At 60.7% G+C, this 25,806-nt stretch carries 21 protein-coding genes and 2 pseudogenes; 12 read left to right on the forward strand and 11 right to left on the reverse strand.

What is annotated here, in order from left to right; translation table 11 throughout:
* Positions 1-89 precede the first annotated feature (89 nt).
* From GSQ76_RS04575 to cydB, 7 genes are all read left to right on the forward strand, one after another.
* The gene (locus GSQ76_RS04575; RefSeq protein WP_158742713.1) at positions 90-1,769 is read left to right on the forward strand and encodes an NAD-dependent malic enzyme; all 1,680 of its coding nucleotides are present in this window, start codon (positions 90-92) and stop codon (positions 1,767-1,769) included.
* 75 nt (positions 1,770-1,844) lie between these two features.
* Positions 1,845-2,786, forward strand: a complete 942-nt coding sequence (locus GSQ76_RS04580) for an AEC family transporter (protein WP_158742714.1) — start codon at positions 1,845-1,847, stop codon at positions 2,784-2,786.
* Between the two features lie 44 nt (positions 2,787-2,830).
* Positions 2,831-3,661 carry a universal stress protein gene (locus tag GSQ76_RS04585; protein ID WP_158742715.1) on the forward strand — a complete coding sequence of 277 codons (831 nt, stop codon included), beginning with the start codon at positions 2,831-2,833 and terminating at the stop codon, positions 3,659-3,661.
* Between the two features lie 94 nt (positions 3,662-3,755).
* Positions 3,756-4,994: a BON domain-containing protein gene (locus GSQ76_RS31005; RefSeq protein ID WP_216850892.1), complete on the forward strand. Its 1,239-nt coding sequence runs from the start codon at positions 3,756-3,758 to the stop codon at positions 4,992-4,994.
* 96 nt (positions 4,995-5,090) lie between these two features.
* Complete coding sequence (locus GSQ76_RS04600) at positions 5,091-7,484, forward strand: phosphoketolase (protein ID WP_158742716.1); 2,394 nt, start codon at positions 5,091-5,093, stop codon at positions 7,482-7,484.
* Positions 7,475-8,875 (forward strand): cytochrome ubiquinol oxidase subunit I, encoded by a 1,401-nt coding sequence (locus tag GSQ76_RS04605; RefSeq protein WP_158742717.1) that lies wholly within the window; start codon positions 7,475-7,477, stop codon positions 8,873-8,875. Before GSQ76_RS04600 ends, GSQ76_RS04605 begins: the two co-directional genes overlap by 10 nt.
* The gene (gene cydB, locus GSQ76_RS04610; RefSeq protein WP_216850893.1) at positions 8,872-9,888 is read left to right on the forward strand and encodes a cytochrome d ubiquinol oxidase subunit II; all 1,017 of its coding nucleotides are present in this window, start codon (positions 8,872-8,874) and stop codon (positions 9,886-9,888) included. The genes GSQ76_RS04605 and cydB overlap by 4 nt, the downstream gene beginning before the upstream one ends.
* A 31-nt stretch (positions 9,889-9,919) precedes the next feature.
* On the opposite strand, the gene GSQ76_RS04615 is transcribed toward cydB, so the two are convergent.
* The 6 genes from GSQ76_RS04615 to GSQ76_RS04640 form a co-directional block, all read right to left on the reverse strand.
* The gene (locus GSQ76_RS04615; RefSeq protein ID WP_158742718.1) at positions 9,920-10,396 is read right to left on the reverse strand and encodes a hypothetical protein; all 477 of its coding nucleotides are present in this window, start codon (positions 10,394-10,396) and stop codon (positions 9,920-9,922) included.
* A gap of 114 nt (positions 10,397-10,510) precedes the next feature.
* Positions 10,511-10,903, reverse strand: coding sequence for a response regulator (locus tag GSQ76_RS04620; RefSeq protein ID WP_158742719.1), 393 nt, complete (start codon positions 10,901-10,903; stop codon positions 10,511-10,513).
* A gap of 116 nt (positions 10,904-11,019) precedes the next feature.
* Positions 11,020-11,643 carry a response regulator FixJ gene (fixJ, locus tag GSQ76_RS04625; protein ID WP_158742720.1) on the reverse strand — a complete coding sequence of 208 codons (624 nt, stop codon included), beginning with the start codon at positions 11,641-11,643 and terminating at the stop codon, positions 11,020-11,022.
* Positions 11,633-13,138, reverse strand: a complete 1,506-nt coding sequence (locus GSQ76_RS04630) for a PAS domain S-box protein (RefSeq protein ID WP_254070232.1) — start codon at positions 13,136-13,138, stop codon at positions 11,633-11,635. The genes fixJ and GSQ76_RS04630 overlap by 11 nt, the downstream gene beginning before the upstream one ends.
* A 411-nt stretch (positions 13,139-13,549) precedes the next feature.
* A complete protein-coding gene (locus tag GSQ76_RS32575; RefSeq protein WP_158742722.1) occupies positions 13,550-14,128 on the reverse strand; it encodes a WcbI family polysaccharide biosynthesis putative acetyltransferase in 579 nt (192 codons plus the stop codon).
* Between the two features lie 164 nt (positions 14,129-14,292).
* A complete protein-coding gene (locus GSQ76_RS04640; RefSeq protein ID WP_158742723.1) occupies positions 14,293-15,387 on the reverse strand; it encodes a GSCFA domain-containing protein in 1,095 nt (364 codons plus the stop codon).
* Positions 15,388-15,911: 524 nt separating this feature from the next.
* Between GSQ76_RS04640 and GSQ76_RS04645 the strand changes: the two genes are divergently transcribed.
* Entirely contained in the window at positions 15,912-16,517 is a 606-nt protein-coding gene (locus GSQ76_RS04645; protein WP_158742724.1) for a sialate O-acetylesterase, read from the forward strand.
* 56 nt (positions 16,518-16,573) lie between these two features.
* Here GSQ76_RS04645 and GSQ76_RS04650 read toward each other — a convergent pair whose 3' ends face one another.
* Positions 16,574-17,554: a class I SAM-dependent methyltransferase gene (locus GSQ76_RS04650; protein WP_158742725.1), complete on the reverse strand. Its 981-nt coding sequence runs from the start codon at positions 17,552-17,554 to the stop codon at positions 16,574-16,576.
* Positions 17,555-18,026: 472 nt separating this feature from the next.
* On the opposite strand from GSQ76_RS04650, the gene GSQ76_RS04655 reads away from it, so the two are divergent.
* A complete protein-coding gene (locus tag GSQ76_RS04655) occupies positions 18,027-18,278 on the forward strand; it encodes a hypothetical protein (RefSeq protein ID WP_158742726.1) in 252 nt (83 codons plus the stop codon).
* Positions 18,279-18,851: 573 nt separating this feature from the next.
* On the opposite strand, the gene GSQ76_RS04660 is transcribed toward GSQ76_RS04655, so the two are convergent.
* On the reverse strand, positions 18,852-19,298 hold the full coding sequence (locus GSQ76_RS04660; RefSeq protein WP_216850894.1) for a hypothetical protein: 447 nt from the start codon (positions 19,296-19,298) through the stop codon (positions 18,852-18,854).
* Between the two features lie 356 nt (positions 19,299-19,654).
* Positions 19,655-19,964, reverse strand: a pseudogene (locus GSQ76_RS04665) (transposase); the annotation flags it as partial.
* 351 nt (positions 19,965-20,315) lie between these two features.
* Between GSQ76_RS04665 and GSQ76_RS04670 the strand changes: the two are divergent.
* Positions 20,316-20,798, forward strand: coding sequence for a MarR family winged helix-turn-helix transcriptional regulator (locus GSQ76_RS04670; protein WP_158742727.1), 483 nt, complete (start codon positions 20,316-20,318; stop codon positions 20,796-20,798).
* Between the two features lie 582 nt (positions 20,799-21,380).
* Here GSQ76_RS04670 and GSQ76_RS04675 read toward each other — a convergent pair.
* Complete coding sequence (locus tag GSQ76_RS04675; RefSeq protein WP_158742728.1) at positions 21,381-21,638, reverse strand: hypothetical protein; 258 nt, start codon at positions 21,636-21,638, stop codon at positions 21,381-21,383.
* 758 nt (positions 21,639-22,396) lie between these two features.
* Positions 22,397-23,696: pseudogene (locus GSQ76_RS04680) on the reverse strand (autotransporter strand-loop-strand O-heptosyltransferase).
* Positions 23,697-24,222: 526 nt separating this feature from the next.
* Here GSQ76_RS04680 and GSQ76_RS04685 point away from each other — a divergent pair.
* Positions 24,223-24,540 (forward strand): hypothetical protein, encoded by a 318-nt coding sequence (locus GSQ76_RS04685; protein ID WP_158742729.1) that lies wholly within the window; start codon positions 24,223-24,225, stop codon positions 24,538-24,540.
* 453 nt (positions 24,541-24,993) lie between these two features.
* Positions 24,994-25,806, forward strand: an 813-nt coding sequence (locus tag GSQ76_RS04690; protein WP_216850895.1) for an AIDA repeat-containing protein, incomplete at its 3' end; no start/stop codon positions are given.

Genomic DNA, 25,806 nt, shown 5'->3' on the forward strand with positions numbered 1-25,806 from the left:
CTGCTTCGCGGCGAGAACACTCTTACAGACGCCGCCGACTGCCTTGCAAAACCACCGGTGCCCTCACCGGCTTGATCTTGGAGAAAATCATGGACCAGCTCGTAAAAGCCTCTGCGAATGCCGAACATGGGCTCGGTCTTCTCAACGATCACGTCCTGACGCACGGCACGGCCTTCACAGTTGCGGAGCGTCGCCAGCATGGCCTGGAAGGCTTGCTGCCGCATGCGGTCGAAACGCTGGAGCGCCAGGCCGAGCGCGTCGAACAGCAACTCGCCGTCATGCAAACCGATCTCGATCGCTACATCTACCTTATCGATCTGGCCGACCGGAACGAGACGTTGTTCTACCACGTCGTCATGTCGGACCCGGCGCGCTTCATCCCCGTGCTGTACGATCCGACCATCGCGGAAGCCTGCCTGAAGTTCGGCCACATTTATCGGCGCGCCCGCGGCATGTACATCACGCGGGACATGAAGGGCCGTATGGCCGAGGTGCTGCGCAACTGGCCGGTGGCCGATGTCCGCGTCATCTGCGTGTCGACCGGCGGCCGGATATTGGGCCTGGGTGATATCGGCGCCAACGGCATGGGTATTCCCATCGGCAAGCTGCAACTCTATACCGCCTGCGCCGGCGTCCCGCCTGACAGCCTGCTGCCAGTGTTGTTCGATATCGGCACCACGAACGCAGCATTGCGGGCAGATCCGCTCTATCTCGGTATTCGCGACGTACCGCCGACCGAGGCCGAGCTGGACGAATTGGTTGAGGAATTCGTGCAGGCAGTTCAGACCGTGTTCCCCCAGTGCCTGCTGCATTTCGAAGATTGGAAGGGCACGGACGCGATCCGGATCCTGGCGCGCTACAAGGACAAGATCCTGTGTCACGACGACGACATTCAGGGCACCGGCGCTATCGTTTTGGCCGGCCTCACCACCGCGCTGCAAATACTGAATGCACAGATCACCGACCAGAAGGTGTTCTTCCTCGGTGCAGGCTCGGCTGCGATCGGAATCGCCGACCTGATCATGTCCGCCATGCGCGTCAATGGTCTGACGGATGCCGAGGCGCGCAGCCAGATCATGATGTTCGACACCCAAGGCGTAGTGGTGACCGACCGCGCTGGGCTCGCAGCCCAGAAGCGACCCTTCGCGCATAAGATGGCCGCCACCAAGCCGTTCAATCATCTAGACGTCGCGAACGAGTCGCCCCAAATCGTCGCCGCGATCGAGGCATTCAAGCCTACGATGCTCATCGGCGTCAGCACCGTGCAGAACCTCTTCACCCGGCATATTGTCGAAACGATGAGCCGGCTCAACAAACGGCCGATCCTATTCTCGCTCTCCAATCCGACTGAGAAGACCGAGTGCCTGCCGCAGGACGCCTATGCGTGGTCGAAAGGCCAGGTGCTCTATGCGGCAGGTGTGCAGTTCCCGGACGTGACCATCGATGGCAAAACGTTCCATCCGGGGCAGGCGAATAATTTCTACATCTACCCGGCAATCGGGCTGGCCGTGCATGCCGCGCGGCCGAAGCTGCTGACCGACGAATGCTTCATTGTCGCCGCGCAGGCCATGGCAGACCAGGTCAGCGATGATCTGCGGGCGATGGGCCGGTTGTTCCCGAGCCAGTCTAATATCCTGGAAACGGAAGTGACGACGGCCGTTCGTGTTGCGGAGTTCATGTTCGACAAAGGCCTCGCCCAGGTCGAACGCCCTGCGGACATCCGCGCGTGGATCGAGGCGCAACTCTACACGCCGACCTACGCCCGGTAACACGCCATGGCGGCTCGCTGGCACGCAAGTGCCGGCGAGGGTGCCCGAACCCACTTGCATCCTTCAGGAGTTCGCATGTCATCCCTGTCGATGATTGTTCAGGCGCTCGTACCAGTGGCGTTCGTGATCATACTCGGCCTACTCGCGGGCCGCCTCGGGCTCGTCAAGTCGACACAAAGCGCCGTGCTTGCCACGCTTGCGCTGGATTTTTGCCTGCCCGCGCTGCTATTCACCGCAACGGCCAAGCTGACTCTGCCCGAACTTGAGAACTGGCAGTTCTTCGTAGGAATTGCTGCAGGGTTACTCAGCGTCTACCTGATCGCGCTGGCGATCTCCCTGGTTGCATTTCGCAAGCCGGTTGCGGCAAGTGCGCTACAGGCGCTCAACAGTGCGTTTCCCAATATGGCGTTCATGGGTGTACCGGTACTGATTGCCGTGATTGGCACATCGGCGATGCTGTCGGTGGTCATTGGCAATTTGATCTCCAGTTTTCTGCTACTGCCCCTGACGCTCACGCTGCTTGAGGCCGGTAAGCCAAGGCAGAAGGATGCCAGCCGGGGCGCGGTCATTTGGACCTCCGTGTTGGGTGCCATCAAGCAGCCGCTGGTTTGGGCGCCTCTCGCGGGCATTGCCTTTGCGTTGATCCAATTTCCGCTGCCTGAGTTTGTGGCAAAATCATTCAACCTGATTGGCGTCGCAACATCTGGCGTGGCGCTGTTTGCGCTTGGCCTGGTCCTCAGCGGGCAGAAATTCAGCATCGGGTGGGCGGCGCTGCTGAACGTGTTCTGCAAGGTCGCGCTGCAGCCGGCCGTCATGTTGGGGTTTGCCGTATTATTCAATGTCGTCGGCGTCTACCGGCGCGAGATGATCTTGCTGGCAGCCCTGCCCACGGCCTCGATGACGGCGATGTTCGCGGTGGAATACGACGTCTACGTCGCTGAATCGGACGCCACGATCCTGCTCAGCACGATCATATCGATCGCGACGCTCGGCATCCTCATCGGTGTCACGGCCTAGCCTCGGCCTACTCATCCTCACCGCAAAACCTGGAGCAAAACGCCATGACCTACACAAGCCTGATGGTGCATCTGGACCTTGGCCAATCGAATGAAAATCTGCTTCGGGTGACTGCCGATCTGGCGGAGCAGTTTGGTGCCAGCGTCATCGGCATCGCCGCCTGCCAGCCCATGATGATCTACGGCAGCGACGGCTACATCGCCGGTGAGGCGATCGAGCAAGATCGCTCCACGATGGAGATGCAGACCCGTGCGGTGGAAACGGCGTTTCGTGCCGCCATGAAGGGGCGTGTTGCCAATTTGCAATGGCGTTCCACGATTGGCTACGACTCCCTGTCCGACTTCATCGCCGCGCAAGCCCGGGCCGCCGACCTGCTGCTGATCGCGCCGGAACCGCGTGAATCAGTGTTTGATTCCGGTCGCCGTGTCGCACTGGGCGATCTGGTCATGCAAATCGGCCGCCCCGTCATGGTCATACCGCCATCCGCGATCAAGCTCGATTTGGATCAGGTCGTAGTCGGATGGAAGGACACTACCGAAACTCGGCGTGCCGTGCAGGACGCCTTGCCCCTGCTGCGCCAGGCTGGGCGCGTGACGGTTGTCGAGGTCACCCGGCCGGAGGATCTGGCGCTCGCGCAGGAGCATTTGCGCGACGTCGCCAGTTGGCTGAGTGGCCACGGCGTCAACGCGGATGTGGCAACCCCACAATCCGCCGAGGATGGGCGCCATATCCTGAACAGCTTCGCCGGTGAGAAACACGCGGGGCTCATGGTCACTGGCGCATACGGCCATAACCGGGTTCGCGAATGGGTGCTGGGTGGCGTCACCCGCGACATCCTGCTGCACCCCACTCGCTGTTCGTTCTTGTCGCACTAGCCGGCGCCGGGCCGAGTACTAACCGCAATTGCTGGCCCGGCTGAATACTTCTCTATTCCTGCGTGCGAATGACGCAGCAAAAAGCGAGGCCACCATGTCAGCCGACCGTCAACTCCAGCAAGCCGTCACCGCAGAACTCGGCTGGGAGCCAAGCGTCGTTGCCGCCCATATCGGGGTCGCCGCCAATGCCGGTGTGGTGACACTCACCGGCCATGTCGCCAGTTTCTCCGAGAAATATGCCGCCGAAATGGCCGCCCACCGTGTCAAGGGCGTGAAGGCAGTCGCCGAGGAAATCGAGGTTCGCCTCCCGTTCGAGACTATGCGAACCGACGAGGAAATCGCCGGCGCCGCTATCGACCGGTTGGGCTGGGACGTCACGATCCCCAAGGACGCCGTCAAGGTTCAGGTCGAACACGGCTGGGTTACGCTCACCGGCCAGGTTGACTCCTACTATCAAAAAGACAACGCGCGCATTGAAATCCGCCATCTGTTTGGCGTCAAAGGCCTGTCGGACCAGATCAGCATCAAGCCGCGCGTCGACGTCGCCGATCTGTGCGATGAGATCACGCACGCACTGCATCGTTCCTGGTATTTCGATCCCAAGACGATCAACGTCACTGCCAATGGCGGCCGCATCCACCTCACGGGGTCGGTTGGGCTGTTGCGTGACAAGCAGATGGCGGCGGCCACCGCATGGTCGGCACCCGGTGTCACCAGCGTGCAGAACGATATCGCCGTTTCCTCATCGGCGACCATCATCAAGCAAGGATCACACAGCATGGCACAACACGAAACGCTGGTTGCAATCTATGCGACTCATGACGCGGCCGAGACTGCGATCCGCCAGGTGTCGGATGGTGGCCTGGATATGAAGCATTTCAGCATCGTCGGTCGCGGCTATCATACCGATGAGCAGGTCACCGGGTTCTACAGCGCGGGTGACCGGGTCAAGTTCTGGGGCTCTCGCGGGGCCTATTGGGGCGGCCTGTGGGGCCTGCTGTTCGGCGGCATGATGCTGACCATCCCCGTGCTCGGCCCAATCGTCGTGTTGGGCTCATTGGCGGCCGGCGTCTTCACCGCGATTACCGGCGCCGTCGAGGGGGCGGTTGTCATGGGCGGCCTGGGCGCGTTGGGTGCGGCGTTGTTCAGCATCGGCATCCCGCATCACAGTGTGCTGCAGTACGAGACGGCGCTGAAGGCGGATAGCTACCTGATCGTGGCGCATGGTCCGCAGAGCGAGATCCAGCGGGCCAAGGAGATGCTGCAGGCGAGTGGCCCGGCGCGGCTCGACATTCACGCCGACGCACCAGCGATCCCAGCGCTCGCCGCGTAATTCGGCCTAGCGACCAAGCAATCCTCTCGGTCTATCGCGGGGGATTGCCCCTGGTCCGCTCAAGACCGCGCTTCTTCCGACCCTAGGACAGCATTCATGCAGACATCCGGCGCAAATCCACTGGCTATTGCCGAATTGGACCTCATGAATGCGTGGTGGCGTGCGGCGAACTACTTGTCGGTCGGGCAGGTCTATCTGCTCGACAATCCCATGCTGCGGGAGCCACTGACGGCGGCGCACATCAAGCCCCGGCTTCTGGGCCATTTCGGCACCGTGCCCGGGCTGAACCTAATCTATCTGCACCTGAACCGGGTCATCAAGGCGCAGGGGTTGAACGTCTTGTTCGTCGCCGGGCCAGGCCATGGTGCACCCGGCGTGGTGGCGAGCACTTGGCTGGAGGGGACCTACAGCGAGACCTATCCCGAAATTTCCGCGGATGAAGACGGCATGCGCCGGCTGTTTCGCCAGTTCTCGTTTCCCGGCGGCATTCCCAGCCACGCCGCGCCCGACACGCCGGGCTCCATCCATGAAGGCGGTGAACTCGGCTACTCGCTATCCCACGCCTATGGCGCCGTCCTCGACAACCCCGACCTGATCGCCGCCTGCGTGATCGGCGATGGCGAAGCGGAGACGGGGCCGTTGGCGGCGTCCTGGCACTCCAACAAATTCATCGACCCCAGGACGGACGGGGCCGTGTTGCCGATCCTGCACCTGAATGGCTGGAAGATCGCCAACCCGACGATCCTGTCCCGTATTCCCCATGCCGAACTTGCCAGTCTGCTGGCCGGGTATGGTCACGACCCGATCTTCGTCGAGGGTGACGACCCGGCGGCCATGCATCAGGCCATGGCGGCGGCGATGGACCAGGCGATAACAGCCATCCACGCCATCCAGCGGACCGCCCGCAGCAGCGGGCAGGCCGACCGCGCCCGCTGGCCAATGATCGTGTTGCGCAGCCCCAAGGGCTGGACGGGACCCAAATTCGTCGATGGCAAGAAGACCGAGGGGTCGTGGCGGTCGCACCAGGTGCCGATCGCCGATATGAGCAAGCCCGGGCACATCGCGCTGCTGGAAACATGGATGCGTAGCTATCATCCGGAGGAGCTGTTCGATACCGCCGGCCGCCTGAATGCCGAGATCGCGGCGCTGGCACCGGTCGGCGACAGCCGGATGGGGGCCAACCCGCACGCCAATGGCGGCGCGCTCATGCGGCCGCTGCGTCTGCCTGATTTCACCACCTACGCCGTGCCGGTCGAGCGTCCCGGCCAGACCGATGGCGAGGCAACACGTGTCATGGGGTTTTTCCTGCGCGATACGATGCGCGCCAATGCCGAGAGCCGGAATTTCCGCGTGGTCGGCCCGGACGAGACAGCATCCAACCGTCTGGATGCTTTGCTGGAGGCAACCGGGCGCACCTGGGATGCTGCCACGATCGCGGATGACGACGAGAATCTGAGCCCCGATGGCCGGGTTATGGAAATCCTTAGTGAACATAATTGCCAGGGCTGGCTGGAGGGTTACCTGCTGACGGGGCGGCATGGCCTGTTCTCGTGTTACGAGGCGTTCATCCACATCGTGGACTCCATGGTCAATCAGCATGCCAAATGGCTGAAAAGCAGCCGGGCAATCGCGTGGCGCCGCCCCATCGCGTCGCTGAATTATCTGCTGACGTCGCATGTCTGGCGGCAGGATCATAACGGCTCCAGCCACCAGGACCCGGGGTTTATGGATCACGTCGCCAACAAGAAGGCGGGCATCGCGCGGATTTATCTGCCCTGCGACGCCAACACCCTGCTGTGGGTGACGGACCATTGCCTACGCAGCTGGGATCGCATCAACGTCATCGTCGCCGGCAAGCAGCCGGAACCGCAATGGTTGGCCATGGATGCGGCCGTCAGGCATTGCGAGGCCGGGCTGGGCATCTGGGAATGGGCCAGCAACGACCGCATCGAGGGCGGGGCCAGTGATCCGGATCTTGTCATGGCCTGCGCCGGGGATGTGCCGACCCTGGAATGCATGGCCGCGGTGGATCTGCTGCGCCAGCATCTGCCGGATCTACGAGTGCGCGTAGTCAATGTGGTCGATCTGATGACCCTGCAGCCGAAATCCGCCCACCCACACGGCCTGTCGGATGACGCGTTCGACAGTTTGTTCACCAAAGACAAGCCGGTGATCTTCGCCTTTCACGGCTACCCGGCGCTTATTCACCGCCTGATCTACCATCGCACCAACCACCACAATTTCCACGTCCACGGCTTCATGGACGAGGGGACGACGACCACGCCGTTCGATATGGTGGTGCTGAATGAGTTGGACCGGTTCCACCTGGTGGCAGACGCGATCGATCGCGTGCCCCGCCTGGGCGACAACGCCGCCTATGCAAGGCAGGCCGTTCGCGATCACTTGGTGGAACACCGGCGCTACGTCATCGCACATGGCGTCGACATGCCGGAAATTCGGGATTGGCGTTGGAGTTCCCCATGCATCTAGATCCGCTGCTGCTCTCCCGCCTGCAATTCGTCTGGGTGATTGCGCTTCACATTCTCCTTCCCGCCTTCACGGTCGGGCTCGCCTCGTACATCGCTTTCGCCGAGGGCATGAGTTTCTTTACCGGCAAGCAGATCTACGCCCGGATCTCGCAATTTTGGATCCGGATCTTCTCCGTCGCATTCGGCATGGGTGTGGTGTCCGGCATCGTCATGCCGTTCCAGTTCGGCACGAATTGGAGCCGGTTCTCCGACGCCACGGCGAACGTCATCTCGCCGCTTCTTGCCTATGAGGGACTGACGGCGTTCTTTCTCGAAGCGACGTTCCTAGGCGTCCTGCTGTTCGGGCGGAAATTAGTCCCGCGCTGGGTGCATTTCGTGGCGGCGCTGGCGGTGGCGCTGGGCACGTTGTCGTCCTCGTTCTGGATCTTGGCTGCCAATAGCTGGATGCAAACCCCAGCGGGCTACGAAATCGTCGACGGCCGATTTTTCCCGACGGATTGGTGGCAGGTCATTTTCAACCCGTCCTTTCCGTATCGCTTGGCCCATACGGTCGTCGCCTTCTACATCACCACGGGATTCGTCGTGCTCGGCATCGGCGCCTGGCTGGTGCGCAGCGGCCGCTTCATTGCGGAGGGGCGGACCATCATGTCGGCGACGCTGTGGGTGCTGCTGGTCCTGGTGCCGGTGCAAATCGGGTTGGGCGACCTGCACGGTCTGAACACGCTGGAATATCAGCCCACCAAATTGGCAGCGCTGGAAGGGCGATACGACACTGCCTCACCCGCCCCGCTGACATTGTTCGGCATCCCCGACGACAAGGATGCGGTGATGCGGAGCGAGATATCCATTCCATGGCTCGGCAGCCTGCTGCTGACGCATTCCTGGACCGGCCAGATCAAAGGGCTGAAAGAATGGCCTGCGGATCAACGGCCGCCGGTCGGGCCGCCGTTCTATGCCTTTCGCATCATGGTGGGCGTCGGCATGTTGATGCTGGCCCTCATCATCGCGGGCAACATCATGCGGCGCGGCAGTGCCTTCGTCACATCGCGCAGCTTCCTGCTCGCATGCCAATGGGCAGGTCCGTTGGGGTTCATCGCCGTGCTCGCCGGCTGGGTAACCACCGAGGTTGGGCGGCAACCATGGACGGTGTTCGGCCTGATGCGAACGGCCAATTCGGTGTCACCGTCGCTGACGGGCCTCGACGTTCTGCTGTCGTTGATTGGCTATATCGTGGTCTATGCCATCATCTTCCCCGGCGGCTTCTTCGTCATGCGGCGCATCATCCGGTTGGGTCCTCAGGCGCAGGCATTGGATGCCCCGGTGCAAAGCGGGCGGCCCACATTACCCATCACCTCGCTGCCACCCGGGCATAACCAGGGAATCACGTCATGATGCCCGCATTGCTGTTGGATTTCGTGCCGATCTGGACCGTTATCCTTGCCGTCGGCATCTTCCTCTATGTCCTGTTGGACGGGTTTGATCTGGGTGTCGGCATCCTGTACCGGTTCGCGCCAGACACGGCGTCGCGCAACCTGCTGATGAACAGCATCGCCCCTGTTTGGGATGGTAACGAGACATGGCTGATCCTGGGCGGGGTGGGCTTGCTGGTGGCATTTCCGCTCGCCTTCGCCATCATCATCCCGGCGGTCTATTTCCCGGTGCTGATCATGCTGCTGTCGCTGGTGTTCCGGGGCGTAGCGTTCGAATTCCGCTTCCGGGACGCGGCGCATCGCACCTTTTGGGATCACGGCTTCTTCTTCGGATCGGTGCTCGCGACGTTCGCGCAGGGCGTTGTATTGGGCGCGTTCATCCAAGGCTTCCAGGTGCAGGGGCGGGAGTTCACGGGTAGCAGCTTCGACTGCTTCACGCTGTTCTCCTGCCTCACCGGGGTGGCGCTGGTGTTCGGTTACGGACTGCTCGGCGCGGGTTGGCTTATCATGAAGACGTCGGGGCCGCTGCAGCAACGCGTGCGCGGGCAGGGGGGATGGTGCCTGCTGGGCGTCGTCATCTGCATCGCCGCCGTGAGCGTGTGGACCCCAATTCTGGATCCGGACATCGCGCATCGCTGGTTGGACTGGCCGAATATCGTGTGGTTTGCCCCGGTGCCGCTGATGACGATCCTAGTCGCCCTATTCATCGGCCGGACGCTGCGCAGTCCATCGGAGGGGGCGCCCTTTCTCGGGGCGGTGGCGCTGTTCCTGCTATCCTATCTCGGCATCGCCATCAGCCTGTGGCCGATGATTGTGCCGCATTACTATACGCTGTGGCAGGCGGCATCCTCGCCAAAGACACAGGCCTTCTTGCTGGTTGGGACTGTATTCCTGCTGCCCACCATCTTGTTGTATACCGCCTGGTCCTACTGGGTGTTCCGCGGCAAGGTGCGGGCAGATATGGGCTATCACTAAACCCGGGCGCACCGGGCAGGCGTGCGCGGCTTTACTTCGGCGGAATGATGACTTGGCTTTCAGACGCCGGGGCAGTGTCGACATGGGGTGCCGTCCACATCAGCCCGTAGCCGATGCTGAGAACGACCGTCAGCGCTACGGCGACGTACACCAGAATGAGCGAACCGCCGCCAGCGGCCGTCCAGCGCTTGATGCTGCGGCTGTTGGGGGCGTCGGACACCGTGTTCTGCCGGGGCAGCAGCTTGATCAGCCGGCGCGCGATCGCTGGCGCGTTGGCAATGACATCGGCATCGAGCGGCATCCGCACGATCGCCGCCGCCAGAGAATCAGCCGCTGCGGATCGGGAACCACTTGACCACTGCGCTGCCTCGGCCCAAGGATCAGCACCGAGCCTGGCGAGCGTTGACAGGATCGTGAGCCCCGAGCCGTTAAGATCGGTCCCTATTTCCGCGAACAGGAAGGGGCTGAGCCCCGATTTCTCAAACGCAAAAACATCCGAATTCGCCATGCCCCGGCCCCTACGACAGTTATTCGGCCATTCTACGCGGCGGCGCATATGATGTCAGGGCCGGATTCTACGTAGTCAGGGATGCGCGACGTCACGCCGGGGCAAACTTGGCCGCTAGGCGGTGCTGGAGGCCGGGCTGGTACCCAGAACGTGATGAATGCTCTCCAGCAAGCCACCGTTGAACAGCGGCTTTTCCAGCACGCGCACCACGCCGGCCGCCTTTGCTCGCCGGTACAGCGCCGGGGTGGCGTAGACGGTGATGAGGATAATCGGCACTTGGACCTTTGCGATCGCAAGTTCGTCCAGGACGTCGAAGCCATCCATGCTGGGCATCTTGTAATCCAGCACGATGCAGCGCGCGCAATCGAGTTCCGGATGGGCGAGAAGCTCCGCACCGCCGGCGCAGAGGCGTACCGTGAGCCCCTCGATCTCCAGCGAGAATTTCAGCGACCCCCGAACCGCATCGTCGTCATCGACGACGAAGACGATCTCTTTCCCGATTGTCATTTCCGCTCTCGTCAATTCCCGCAGTGCCGGAAATCGGGAGTATAGGCCGCTCGTCGGAGAATCGCGTGCAAACAAACCAATATTGTTGCAACACAAGGTATAAATCGCAGTCGCGGTTATGGTGGGGATGGCATCATTCCGGCGTTTAACGCCATCCGCACAAGCTCGGACAAACTATTGGCCGCCATCTTCGTCATGACGCTCGCCCGATGCACCTCGACGGTTCTGGTACTGAGTGTCAAATCATAAGCGATGATTTTATTCGGCCGGCCTTCGAGCAGCCGGTCGAGCACTTGACGCTCGCGGTTGGTCAGCGACTTTACTTTGGCTTGGACATTCGCCGCCTCTGCCTCGCGATGGCCAGCTTGGTCGTGTTCGTCCAACGCGATGCGGATTGCAGCCAGCATGACCTCATCATCGAATGGCTTCTCGATAAAATCGATCGCACCCGCCTTCATCGCTTTTACCGCGAGCGGCACATCGCTATGGCCGGTCATGATGATGATGGGCAGGTTGGTTCCCGCATCACGCAACCGCTGCTGCAACTCGATCCCGTCCATTCCCGGCATGCGCACGTCGCTGATAATGCAACCGGGTTGGATCGTTGGCAAAGCCGCGAGAAACGCGATCGCGGACTCATGCACCCGCACGCTGTGGCCCGCGGCCGTCAACAGGAAGGCGAGCGAACGCCTGACGCCATCGTCGTCATCGATCAGGTGAACGAAGGCCTCACTCGTCATGATCAGCCTGTCCTTCGGTGGCAATTCTCAGCGTAAAGCGGAACGCGGTTCCGCCACCGGGATTAGGCTCCGCCCAGAGACGGCCGCCATGTGCTTCCATGATGGTGCGAGAAATCGAAAGCCCGACCCCCATTCCGTGGCGCTTGGTCGTCGTGAATGGCTGGAAAAGAAGTCCGTCGATTTCGGCGGCGATGCCGGCCCCTGTATCCACGACGCCGACCTCCACGATGTCCTCACCGACCCGGTTGGTAGAGACGAGCAGCTTGCGTTCGGCTGTGTCCTGCATGGCCTCCATCGCGTTGCGGAGAAGGTTCAGCAGGACCTGCTGAATTTGGATCTTGTCTACCAGGACGAACTCGATCGACGGATCGAACTCCAGCTTGGCCGAGATGCCAGCCTCCTTCGCGCCGATCAATGCGAGGGCGCTCGCCTCCTCGATCAGGCGATGCAGGCTTTCGAGTCGCCGTTCGGTTTCACCATTCGCCACGAAGTCGCGCAGGCGACGGATAATCTGCCCGGCGCGCAACGCCTGTTCCGCAGCCAGTTCGATCGCATCGCGCACGGTCGCAATGTCGGGCAGCTGTTCGGAGGCAAGCAGCCGGTGGCATCCCTTGAGATAGTTGGCTACCGCGGTGAGCGGCTGGTTGAGCTCGTGCGCCAGCGCGGACGCCATCTCGCCCATGGCTGTGTAGCGTGACATGTGGATCAGTTTGGCCTGTAACTCGTGAAGCCGCCGTTGCGTGAGTTCACGATCCGTCAGATCCCGCACGAAGCCGGTAAAGAAGCGCTGCTTGCCGGACTGCGTCTCGCCGACCGACAGCTCCATAGGGAAGGTCGAACCATCTTTCCGGCGCCCGGTGACCAGGCGGCCGATGCCGATGATGCGGCGTTCCCCCGTCGTCATGTAGCGGGACAGATACCCATCATGCTGTCCGCGATAGGGTGCGGGCATCAGAATGCTGACGTTTTGGCCGGTGGCCTCGTCGGAGCTGTAGCCGAACAACCGTTCCGCCGTCGCGCTGAACGACTGCATGATGCCAAGGCTGTCGATGACAACCATCGCATCCGGCACGGTGTCCAGCACGGATTGCAAATGCGCCTCGCGTTCGGCCAGCGCTGCATAGGCGAGCTTCGTCGCCGTGATATCGCGCGCAATCTTCGACAGTCCAAGGAGCCGGCCCGCATTATCCCAAACACATGATACGGTCAGCGATATGTCGATGATGGCACCATCCTTGCGGCGGCGTTGGGTTTCGAAATGCTCGACCCGTTCGCCACGTTCAATGCGCGCCAGGATGGCTCCGGCCTCGTCCTGGCGACCCGGCGGCAGCAGATTGGAGATTGGGTGTCCGACCATTTCCGCCGCGCTGTAGCCGAAGATGATCTCCGCGCCGCGGTTCCAATCCGTGACGATCCCCTGAAGCGTTTTCCCAACGATGGCGTCTTCTGAGGAGGCAACGATGGCCGCCAGCCGGTTGATCGCGCGCTCGGCCACTTTCAGGCGGCCTATGTCGATCAGGATCCCGCGAAACGCCTTTGGGTCCGATATCTCGTTGGTGGCACCGCCCTGCATCCGCAGCCAAGCGCCCTCCGCCCCGTCCTTGGAGGGCCGGAAGTCGACGTCGCGATCGCCGCTGGCGCCATGCTTATCGAAGATTTTGGCAACGGCGTCACGATCATCGCAATGGATGAGTCGGAGAAGATCGGAATGGTGGGCGATTTCTCGTTCCGCGCCGAGCATGCAAAGTGCCCGCTTCGACAAATGGAGGGTCCCGCTTGTCGAATCCCAGCTCCAAGTTCCCACGCGCGATAGGGGGCTCGCTCTCACCCTGGGGTGGGCGGGCTTTGTGCCCTGATCACAGCGCCGCCTTCTCGCACAGCGCCGCGGGAGGTAGTCGGGCGTTCGTCACCGAGCGCGTCGTCTGGCTTGGACGCGGCACGACGCAATCCGCCCGAAAACCCGTGGATCGTGGTCGGCATGGGTGGGTCTACCAGTCCTGGGCCCGATAGTGGCGGGAAATCGTGAACAACTTACGGTGCGGCTTTCCCCCGCTCCCATGGAAGAAGTCATAGCCACCGTCGGGCTTGCCGAGGGCCTCAGCGATCGCCGGACACACCGGCCAGCGCACGGCGCGGACGAGTTAGTCGTCGGAAACGTTCGCGATGAGGTCGCGGTCGAATGGGATACCGGCGAGGTCCAGCGCCCGGATGGCGACTCCAAGCGAGGCAAAACGTAGTTGTTGAACAGCCGAACGGATCTGTCTGGCTGCAAACCGTCGAGGAAGGCACCGGCCACGAGGGCGGAGTGATAGGTGCCCATCGGCCCTTGGATGTCGCGGCCATCCTTCCCGATGTAAAAGCAATCGGGTTGGTAGCCAGTGAATGTGAGGTTGGGAAACGCAACGACCTTCTCACAGATCGGCTCCAGCCCATCAGGCTCGAAATCGCCGCAGACGCCGCCGCTGCTGGGGAGCGTGAAGACCACGTCCGCTTCGGCCAGTCGTTTTAGCCACCCGACTTTTCGCGTTCAGACGGCTCGGTGGCGGCTCTGCCAGGTGGATGACGGCCGCGCGCCGGTCCGGGACCAGCAATTCAATGCTGCGGCGAAGCTGCGTGCCGTGCAATGACGGACCACACGGAAGGTTAGGCTCATTGAACGATCGCTTCTTCTTCGCAAACCACTTTGTACAAATCGGCTTCTTCGGCGGATCGATCGGCAATGGCGCGGGTCGGACGTTCCGGTGCGTAGGTGCTAGCCTCCTCGGACAGATAATGCTTGCGGAACAATCCCATGACCTGATCGACGCCACGCGGGGCAACCTCACGCAGATCGTCCTCGTAGTAGCCGTATCGGGCATGCGCGCCGGTGATGATTTCGTAGGATGGAAAGTAGGCTACGTTCTCCACCTTGCGGCTGATTTGGTCCGCGACGACGCGCAAGGCGGACTTGCTCACGGTGGTGGAGACGAGGACGTGGCGATCCTCGTAGGTCGCGATGAGCGGGACGGGCGATACCGTCAGGATCACCCGGACCGCCGGGTTCAGGACGCGGAACTTGGTCAGGAACGCCTTGAGGTCGGCGACCATCTCCTCGACCTCGAAATTGACGAATTCGCAGTCGCCAGCATGCTCCGCGCCGCCCGCCACGCCGGGTGCCGAGGGGTAGACCGCACCGTCGATGGTCGAGCGCCAAGCCTCCGTAAGGCCGAGCGTGAAGATGAACACGTCGCGGGTCTCGAACATCTCCCGCACGGCGGCAAGGTGGCTTTCGCGATCGGCCAGCAGGGCTTCCTCCGACCGAAAGCCGCCGGGCTCGACCTGGGGACGGAAGGGATCGACGTAGGCCCCGTCGTGCCGCCAAGTGGCGACGGCTGGCTCGAACAAGCCGTAGGCTCGCTGGAACAGCTGCAGCAACTGCCGGATCGTGTATATGTTGGCGAATCGGGCAGAGAACAGGCCGTAATTCCGTTCCTCAGGCCCGTCCTCGACGACGAGATAGTTGAAATTCGCGCGCTTCAAGGTGCGGGCGATATGCTGGGCGAAGCATGATCCGGCGGTTGCGATTTTGTCGGAGCGGCCAAGCGTGAAGGCCGGGCGGATGACCGGGTCTACGTCCTGCGGTTCGGGGCGGGCCACCGCGCGGCTCCAAAACGCGCTGTCGGGCAGGCCGCGATAGGGATTTGAGGGGCGAGATGGCCCCGCAGCGGGCTGTGCCGGCTGGGGCGCCTGGGTGTCGCTAGGCATCAGGTGATCCTTACCTTTTCCGCCAAAGCTTAGCCCGGCGGACCAACTCTGTCCCAATTTTTGTGAGGCGGCCCAGTGTTGCTGACGGGGCAGCGCGACCGATGTGGCAGTGGAGACCGCACGCCCGATCCCGGTGGCTTGGGTTAGCGGCCCGGTGATGCCAGGGTCGTCCCGACCCAGCGCGAAGGGAACGTAAGCGTTGTCCACGCGAAATGCCAACTGATATGATGCAGGACATCCATGGCGACGGTCGCATGGGAACGGCGGATCCGCTACGGAACGGCAGATGATCACCAGTAACGCAGTGCTCTGGAAACCCTGTGACTGATCGGGCGCTCCCAATGGGTGGGGATCGGCCCTTCGTCCTGGTAGTATCGGGTCAATCCAACACCGGGTTCGACACTGGGGGCTCGAAACGCGTGGGCTCCGACATCCTCATCCTGAGGGCGTCGCGGGAGCATCAAGGATTATATCCCGCCGCGTTCGGGCTGCCACCGTTGAATTTGGGGGTCATCGACTCCAAGGTGCCGCTCGTGACGGTCAGTTCCTCCAAGGAGGCGTTCAACAACGTCGGCGTTCAGTTCGCAAATTTCCTTCGCGCATCGGGCGATCTGCCGGCTTCGCGTGCCATCGTCATCGTCCCGAACTGGGCGCGCAACAAGAGCATCGGGGAATGGGTCCCGACCAACAAATCGCCCCATATGTGGTCGGAATTGCAGAGGCATCTCGCCCTGTTGAGCGCCCTGCATCCGTCGGCAGCGATTGATCACATCATCGTCGCGCAGGGCGAGGCAGACTCGAGCGCGGCGTCGACGCCCTACAATTCGATGCAGGCCTATGCAGACGCATTCGATTGCCTGCTGGAACAGTTCAAGGCATTGCCGCAGTGGCGACTCGGCGTGACGACAGTCTCGGTCCAGGAACTGGCCCGGTTTGCGGGGAGCGAACGATGGACCTCCCGCAATGACGCATTCGATCGCCTTCGCGACAGGCCGCCAGCGGGCGTTTGTGTCGTTCAGACGGACGGCTTGGCCGAAAGCCAGGAGACGCGACGTCCCCATTTTGATGGCGAATCGATCGTAGAACTGGGGGCGCGCCACTACCTCGCGTGGCGCCGCATGCGGCGCTAGCCGCGCGTCATGCAGCTTTGCGAGCGAGTGAGCCGGTCACGACGCGCTATTTCGGGTCATCCCATCTTCTGGGCAATAAACGTCATGCTCGTGCGGTCAAACCCGCGCAACATCGAGTCGCGGGCCGCCTCAACGCAGGTCAAACCCCTGTTGCGGAGAATTCGGAACACATCTGCCTGGGGCAATACATGCAACTCCTGATCGTCAAGCTGGTCCATGCTCGACAAGTATTTCTTGACGTCGAATGTATAGCCAGATCGGGCCGTCATTAACTGAAATACCGCAACGCCGTTGGGGTTCATTCGCGCGAGCACACGATCTAGCAGAAAGGCAATGATTGGCGGTGGGTTATGCTGCAGGACGATGCGCGAGTAGAAGAAATCGTGATCCGGGAAAGATGCCGAATCGATGGACGTGAGGTGACGGAACTCCACGTTGGCGATCGCCTGCTCGGACACGTAGGAGGATGCCAGTGCGAGGTGGTTGGCGGACACGTCATACCCGACGACGTTGGCAAACCTGTCGCCAAGATGGCGCGTGACACGGCCGACCCCCGCTCCTAGTTCAAGCGCCACACCGTCGCTGGCGGGCGCTAGGCCAAGCGACTCCAATCGCCGAAACACGACCTCGAGTTCGCCACGACCGCTGTCGTAGAATTCTTGTTGATTTGCCGCGATATTGTCTGGTTTGTATTTCGGAGTGCTCAGCACTGAGAAATGCGGATCTGTTGCTCCCAGTTTCGACCATACATCGTGGACGTGCTTGAACAATGCGGCCCTGTCTTCGCCCGAAACATTGACGTCGATGTTCTTGACACTCGAAATTGGGGCCGTTGCGATGACATATCTCGAAATCTCGACGATGTTTCTGTCGTAGAACTCCTTTGCCGTCACCACCGCTCTGCGAAACTCATCTTTCGTTTTGTATTTCGCAAGATGATTGGCCACAGTTTGCGCTTTCTCCGGGGGGCGGCCGAGGAAGATGCGATACGCGGTGTCAACATCGCTTTCCGTCAGCGGTGCTTTGAGTTCCGACATGTAGCTGCCCTTCTGTTGTTTTCATTATGCGCCATCGGTGCGCTGTGAACTAGCGACGTTTTGCACGCGCCTCGACTGGCTTCACGAGTACGCTCCGGGCCCGGTGCCGGCCGGGGGCGGGTCTGGCCCCCGTGCCATACCGGCGCTGCCCACTCGATTTCGCGGTTGCCATCGGGCGCCGCGTCCGTGAGGTGGCGGAGGCGACCCTGGTGCGCACGCCGTGGGACAAAATGGAGGCAGCGTATGCGCGGAACCTGCGGGGCGTTGCCGACCGCCTATGGAGGTGTGGGAGGACCTGTGCGGCGGAGGAAAGTATGAGCCGAGCGGATAGTGGCGCCACGGGCTTGGGCGAAGTTTGTGTGTGCGGCGCACGACGCTTTACAAATCTTTACCAGTTTCGACCCATTATGAGGGGCTGGTGTGTCGCCGGTTTCGACGTAGGCGGGACGCGAGACGCAGTTGCGGGGCCAAAATGACCGACTTGGAAACGAAGGCGGACGAAGACGAGGCATGGTATCGTGGAATATCCGCTGCCGGCTTAATGCTTCAAGTCAAAATGCTGGTGAAGCTCCGGCAACTCGGTATCTTCAACTGCGAAGATATGCGCGAGATCGTTGCATCGGCTATGGCTGACTTGCAACGCCCAGCCATGAACCTGATGGCCGAGGATAAGATCATCAACCAACACGCTTGCGACCAGTTAGAAGCGGTCCCGCTATTCTGAAACTGGCCTGTCGAGCCACGCTCGAGCAGTTTTCATTTACAGCGAATCACGCGGCTTCCTTGACGCGGGCCCGAGGTTGTTCACCCAGCAAGCTGGCGGGGCAGCATGTATGGATCAACCGCTTTCTCAGGATCTGCGCAGGTGTGTTGTTTCTGCTGTGTCTGGCGGCTTGTCGCGCCGGGCTGCGGCCGAGCGGTTTGGCACGTCTGCGGCGACGGCGGTTCGCGGGGCGCATACGATGAGCACCACGGGTTCGTGCCGTGCCAAGCCGCAGGGCGGGGACACGCTGTCGCATAGAATCGAGGCGTTTGCCGGGATGATCCTGCCGTTCGGACACAGCCTATGCCCCGAGGAGGGGCCTGAACGCCGTCCGCGGTGATATTATCGCCCCTCGGCAAGCCAATTCCTTTGGCCAACGAACAACCCCCACGAGCGCCAACGGCATCTCAACGCTTCACCGGGCTCTACGGCCATGCGGTGCCAGCGTTATCTGTGACACATGCCGTGGAGGCGACCCGCGTCGCTGGGGAACAGCTAAGTCTCGATCACGCACCGAGGTCCATTGCCCGGCCATCAAATGTCTTGGGGAATACCTCTGCGTGCAACGTAGGGACGCCAGCCGCCATACTGTGTAATCTCATCCATTCCCTCCACACGCCACGGCTCGATGATAACGCCCAGCGGTGAGGTGCCGTCATCCAGGAGGATGCGGCCGACGCTCAGGCCCGGCGCCTCCTCCTCCACGACTTGGGCGAAACACAGACGTGGGACGGCGTAGAGTTCGGCCGCGACAGCTGTGCCGCCCGCCGCGAACCTTACCATGCCGGGATGGCGGTCCAGGATCGACCAGAGGCGATAGACCGGGGCGGTGGAGACGTCGCGCATGAAGACGGCACCGGCCGCACTCATGCGCGACGCCGATCGCATACCGCGCATGAGTCCGCCGTTCACGACCAGGCCGACATGGCCCTCTGGGACATCCGACACCTCGACAGGGCGGGGAAAAAGGTTCGTGTTCATACGTCACCCCGGAATTGGTGCTCATAGCCATACCAAGCGACTGGGAGCGGTCAAGCTCTTCGAACTACGCCGCAAATTCCACCGCGTTGACGGACATGATCCACAGTCGTCGCGCTTGTGCGGCATCCGTCGTTCGGCGCGCCGCCAGCCGAAGACCCGCCGCATCCAAATCAACTCGGAGCGATATTGGCATGGCGACCTTTCTCGTTCACCACCTAGAATCGGAACCCTCCCGCGTCGGCAACACCCCGAAAGTCAGACACTCAGAGACTTGGTATTAGCCAGCCGATCCGATGACCACCTCCGCCTACACCGTTTCAGTCAACAGAATTCCACCACCATCACGGACGCTATCCATTCGGCACGCGGTCCGACAGGCCGAACCCAAAAAACTGAATGAACGACAGCCGATCGTTGATCAAAAACTCGGTGCGCTCGTCCGGCAGAGGGTTGGTCGTCTGAATGACCAGTATTTTTTGAACATCATGCCGGGATCGAAGTGCGGCCGCCAACCCTGCGTTCCATCGAAATAGTCCAGAGCCGCGATAAGATCAGCGCGAAACATTTCGAAATCCACGGTAGGCTGAAGGCTTCCAGCTGATCGCCGAGGTCGCTGAGTCACTTTACGCGATCGTCGACATCGAGAAACCCTGGCTGACCAAGCATCGATCCACCTCCGAGCTCATCCAGCCAAAAAATCATAGACGCTGGAAAGCCACCGGGTTTGAAGCGTCCACCCGACGGAAGTATCATGGTGGAACGAAGGTTTCGTCGATGGCTTGCAACTTCTATCCATACGGATAATCCGAGGGCCACCCTCTTCGCAAAACAAACCGTAATCAAGGGGTGCGGTTGTAGGCACCTGGTAACCAATAATAGAAAGGATTTAACAATATTATACGCCGAAAATAACGCCCCAAAGTCGAAAACTTCATTGCTTGGTAGGGATATTGGCTGCACTTGAGGCGGTTGACTGATGGTATTAAGTCGTCTTGCACGATGAAATTAGAGGCGAATATGTCCGAAGCGCCAGCTCCCGCTAAGTCCCGCAACCTTTACCTCTCCAACCAACTCTGTTTTGCGCTTTATGCTGCGACGAATGCGATTACCCGTAGCTATCGTGGGCCGCTGACGGAACTCGGTTTTACCTACACCCAATACCTCGTGCTGGCGGCGCTCATGGAACAGCCCAGCATGACGTCCGTCGAACTGTGCCGTGCGCTGAAGATCGATCCCAGCACGATGACGCCGATGCTCCAGAGAATGAAGGCCGCCGGCCTAATCGAGCGAAGCCGCCGCGCTGAGGACGAGCGGATCATCGACAATCAATTGACCGCCGCCGGGCGTGATCTGGAAAGCGGAATGAACCAGGCTCAGGCTCAGGTGAAATGTGATCTTGCATTGAGTGACGAGGCGATCGGCAACCTACGGAAGGTCCTTCACGAATTAACCGAAGCTCTGGAGACAGCAGTTGACCGGGCCGCTGCGCCCCTAAACTAGAACTTCCACCAGCTGACGAGCTACGGCTCCAACCTCGCCTGCGCGTGGGAGCTTGGTAAACAGAATACCACGCGAACCACCGTCAGCCCTAGGCGTGTGCTGATTTGGGAATCAGAGCTCATCCAAACGCTGCGGGGCGCCAAGTTTTCATCGTTTCAAGAGATCTTCCCGCTAGGTCGAGGCTTGATGAGCTGACCATTTTAACGGTTTCGCTGTCACAGCCAGTGCCGTTGGCTCAGGTGCCAAAGCATTTTCAACGAAGGTATAATCCGGGAAACTCTCTTGGAATGCAATGCGCGCTGGTTCCGCATAACAAGGTCCTTGCCTCGCAGAAACCGCCCAGTGACAGCCTCTTGAGCGATTTGCCTCATGAACTTGCCGAGTGTCGGGTTCGTTGTCGGAGGTGGGCCCTCGCAGATCGAAGACTTTTCGAGTGTCGTCTTTGACGTAGATAAAGAACTCCCAGTTTTCCGCCTTTGTCTGAGGCTTCGGGCTGATTTTGCGGATCAATGAATTTACTCCACTAACGAACAAAGGCTGTCTTTCACCGTCAGCGCCCCCCTGAGTAGCTAGGGGCCGTGCTCAGCTCAGATTGGTTGTCGTAGCCCAACGAGCTTCAATCCGGACGCGTGCGTCAATGCCCTGTTCGGTCAGCCTCACCAGCCAATTGAAGTTCTCGTTGCCATCGTCTTCAACGCTCTCTTCAACCATGGGGGAGTTGTCATCGAGCAATTCATTCAAGGCGGAATACAGCGATGCCGGGGCTGGAGCCCATCCGCCGCTAAGAGGTAGGCCGAGTAAAATCTCAGTCAAAGGCAGAATAGCCAATCGTTGCAGCATGACGCACCTTGAAATTCTTTAGGCAATACGCGTGCCCTAATCATTCGGATGCGAAGAATCCCAATTATTTAGACGGAAAGCCCTTTGAAATTAAAACATGCCAGTAAATTCAGATGCTTAGCCGTCTCGAAAACAAAATAACCAGCGCGTCTGAGGCAAGGTAATTCCAGCTTTTATGGAGCCACCTCAACTTTATCGACGTCCGCTAAACAGGCTTCTGAGCGCTTGGATAGGCGACGCCGGGCCCGACATGTCGGTCGCCGATCAAGATCGATATTTCGCCGAGATAGCCCAAATCGCACAAGCGCTAGCGGCGGACTTGGCTTCGCGGACCAGAATGTCAGCGTTGGCTCTGATCTCGACAATGCGACCGGGCCTGATTTGCGCTGCCCGCCCGCGGGAGGCGGCCAGGCTAGTACTGACTCAACGGCCAGCCAATCGCATGCCCTGACCGCCGCAAGCCCCTGACTATCCAAGCCGGCGTCGACTTGTTGCCGAGATGGGCTCTCCGAATGCATGGCTTGCAAAATCTTTTGATTGGCAGGCGTCTGGTTCGTGTCGGTAGTCTCGGCATCGCGCCGGGGCTTCGATGGGCGTTCCAACGGTAACAGACGGACCCGGGCCCGTCGCGCGCCAAAGCCACCCGTCGCTGCCGCCTGCTTTCAAAGAAGGCAGCAGGATCGCGGCAGCCCAAGCTGACCAAGGGCTGGGCTGCGGGACAGAGCATTCTCGAGAATCTTCCTTCCCGAACCAAGGTATCAGCACGCTGGTAGCATTCGCTCCAAAGTGGCCAAGACGTGCTCAGCCGTGATCAACCGTGTACACTCAAACTGCCGGGGCGTGCCGCTATGGCGAGGGCACCACAGAAAATCCTTATGGTTAAACCGAAGAGTTGGATCGTTCCAGCAGCTATTGCAGGAATGCCAATTATGGACCCGGTATGGTGTTGAGAATTCGTTAGCCGGATGGGTGAAGCCGCTGATCATCAGAACCTTGGTGCCCGCGGCCCACGCCAGCCACGATAGCCCACTCGACAGGCCGATGAACCCGGCAGCGTGGCGCAACCAGCGAGCCCGCTCAGCCAGCGGGCGGTCGCCGGTCTCGTCCTCCGCCCCGTGCGGTATGTGGTTCCAGACCAGTCCGGTGCCATGCACCGATTTTTGGTCAATGCAGATCACCCGGTAGCCACGTTGCTTTAACCAGGGGATGATAGCAGCCCAGCCATTCGGGTTGTTCCAGTATTTGCACTGGCTGGAGCTCTGCACTCCGATGCAGACATACGGTTCGGCGATCGCGCGGCTCTCGTCCGGAAGGGTGATCACCGGGGCAAACTCCTCCGCCGCTACACCCAGGATGTAGGCGGCGGTGCGATGCAGCCCGACCATCCGAAAATCCGTGGGCTGCCACACCGCATCCGCATCGTCGAAGAATAGCCCGAGACTGTAGGTGGCGTAGAATCGCGTGGCGTCCACGTCCTCGTGCGGGATGAACTCGATATCCGTGTAGGCGTCGCGGAACAAAGGGATGATGAGCTTGGACATCGCGCAGGTAAGTTTACAGCCCCGGGTGGTGCCGAAGCGGACAGCGTAGGGGAACCAGCCCATCGTGTCACCGAGCGTGCCCACCGGGAATTGCACCAAGACGGGTCGGTCTCGGGCGTCGTAATCATGCTGCAATATGAGTGTGTCACCAGCCCAGACCTCAACCCGAAAGCGGACGAACCAGCGCTTGGTGCTGTTGATGACCCTGTTGTACACTTGTGTCAAACAGGGTGTTGCCGGTGTCCAGATCGCGCAGCCGGACCCGCCAGACCTTCAAATCTTCCCGCGCGGACAGCACCACCCGGCAGCCGAGATTGAAATCGAAGCGGATGCCGTCCGGCGCCTGCTGAGTGGGGACGGCAGCGGCGAGGGGATAAGCTGGCTGCTCCTTTAGCGGCTCGCCAGACGATTGTGCGCCTGCAGTGACAGGCCTGACAGGTGCCCCGGGATCGGCCGACCCAGCAACCGTCGCCGCCGGACCATAACTTGAACTCTCACGCGCGCTTTCACTCAGCATTTATTCAACCTCAAACCAGCTTGTCGAAAGATACAGACTGCTGAGAATTTTCGTCACGTCATCATCTTTTTACATGATACTGATCGTTCTGCACCCGTGGCCCGCTATCTAGCCAGGTTTTCAGCGGCGTCCCGGCCAGCAGGGACACGGCCATCGTGCTGGCAGGCGGCACCGCGTCTAACGTCGGCGTCACCAATGGTGGTTCGCTCAGCCTGAGCGGTGGCACAGCATTCGGCGGAAAACTCACAGGTGGCAGCGCCGGTGATGGAGCACTGACGGTATTGGCGGGCGGCGTCGCGTCCAACACGGGCATCGGCCTTGCGGCGGTCTTACTGTCAGCACCGATGTTGGCAGCGGCGGCACCCTCGTCATCTCGGCCGGTGGTTCATTGACCTCGGCCTCGGCCATAAAAGGATCTGGGTTCGACGCGACCAGCAGTATCGACCCATCTGCCGGGCACGGCATTGTCATCGATTCTGGCGGCACTGCTACTGGCACGACGGCTTAGCCTGGTGTCACGATCACTGTGCCATTTAACAACTTTGTCGATGCCGGCGTTACCAGCAGTGGCCTCACTGTCAGCGCCAGCGAGATACTGACCGTCTCGTCCAATGGCACCATCATCACGACCACGGTTACCCGCGCTGGCAACATTCCGTTCAATGCCGTCGCTACCGCATTCGACAGCGTGCTTGTCGGTGGCGGCAGTGCCACCATTCCTGGAACAGACTACCGTACGAAGGTGCTCGGGCAGCCTCCGCTAGCACCATCGTTGCCGCAATGGACATCGTTGGAAACGGCAGCACCGCCATTGCCGACGCTGTCACTGGCGGCGGCATGGTAACAGTCAGTAGCGGCGCCACTGTCATCAACATCCAAGTCGGCGGTCGCTCAAACAAGGACGGCTTGGGCGGCAAGACCCTCGTCCGCCGTGGTCACAAACCGGACGGCTTACTGACCTCGAACAATGCGGGGTATCAATACGCCGAGAGCCGGCACCGTGAAACGTTGGTTTCCTCAAAGTCTCGATACTATTGCAGCCGCAGTATCAGGTGCGTGACCAAATCATCTCTATGTATGCGCACAAATCGAGGAAAACCGCCTAGAAGACACAGCAGCGCGAGAGTGGTCGGCCAAACTATAGCCGTCTGAATACCGCGAATCTTGCAGATTGTTCTCGCAATATGGGGTTTGGGTCGGACGTCTTTATTCCATTGTCTTGTCAGAATGATTCTTGCTAGGGTAATTCGGAGGATTGAGTTGCTCTGATAGGCAAGGCGGAAATTCGAGGGGTTATATGGCAATTATCATTGTTAGCGCCGGGCAATCGAGTCCCGGCATTGGCGTAAACGACGGTGATGAACTCATTGTGCTCTCTGGCGGCGTCGCCAACAATGCCGTGGTGAGCAGTGGCGGGACCGTCACAGTCTCTAGTGGTGCTACGACAAGTGCTGGTATCGTCAGCAGTGGCGGCGCCGAGTTTATTGCATTGGGCGGCAATGCCAGCGGGACCATCGTAAATGCTGGTGGAACGGTCACGTTTTCCGGTTTGTTGCTCAACAGCGGCAGCATCGAAGACGGCACTGAACAAAACTTCGGTTCTGCCCTGTCCGACACTACCCTGAACGGCGTGGTTGTTCACGGCGGCGGCGTCATCGACATTAATAGTGCGACGATTGTGGGCGCCGACGTGCAATTACTGTCGGGGGGTATTGCTAGCAACACCACCGTTGGCAGTGATGGGACGTTTGCGATCACTGCCGCGGCGTTCGCCACTACGGTGGAAACTGGCGGCGCGGATGTCGTCTATAGCGGCTTTGCCAACGGAACCCACATTGAAAACGGCGGGACGGAAAGCGTGTTTGCCGTCGCAAGCGGCGCGGTCATCGATGGTGGTCTGCAAGAGGTTCTAGACCTCGGCACGTCAACGGACGCGACGATCGGCAGTGGTGGAGAACAAGAGGTTGGCCGCCTCGGTACGACCAACGGAACGGTCATCAACACCGGCGGTCTGGAATTTGTCTCGTCGGGCGGCACGGCGAACGACACGACGGTTCAAAGTGGCGGTACACTGGTTGCACTGCCAGGATCAACCGTGAGTGGCACAGTT

It is taken from the genome of Acidisphaera sp. L21, from assembly GCF_009765685.1.
Taxonomy (GTDB): Bacteria; Pseudomonadota; Alphaproteobacteria; order Acetobacterales; family Acetobacteraceae; genus LMUY01.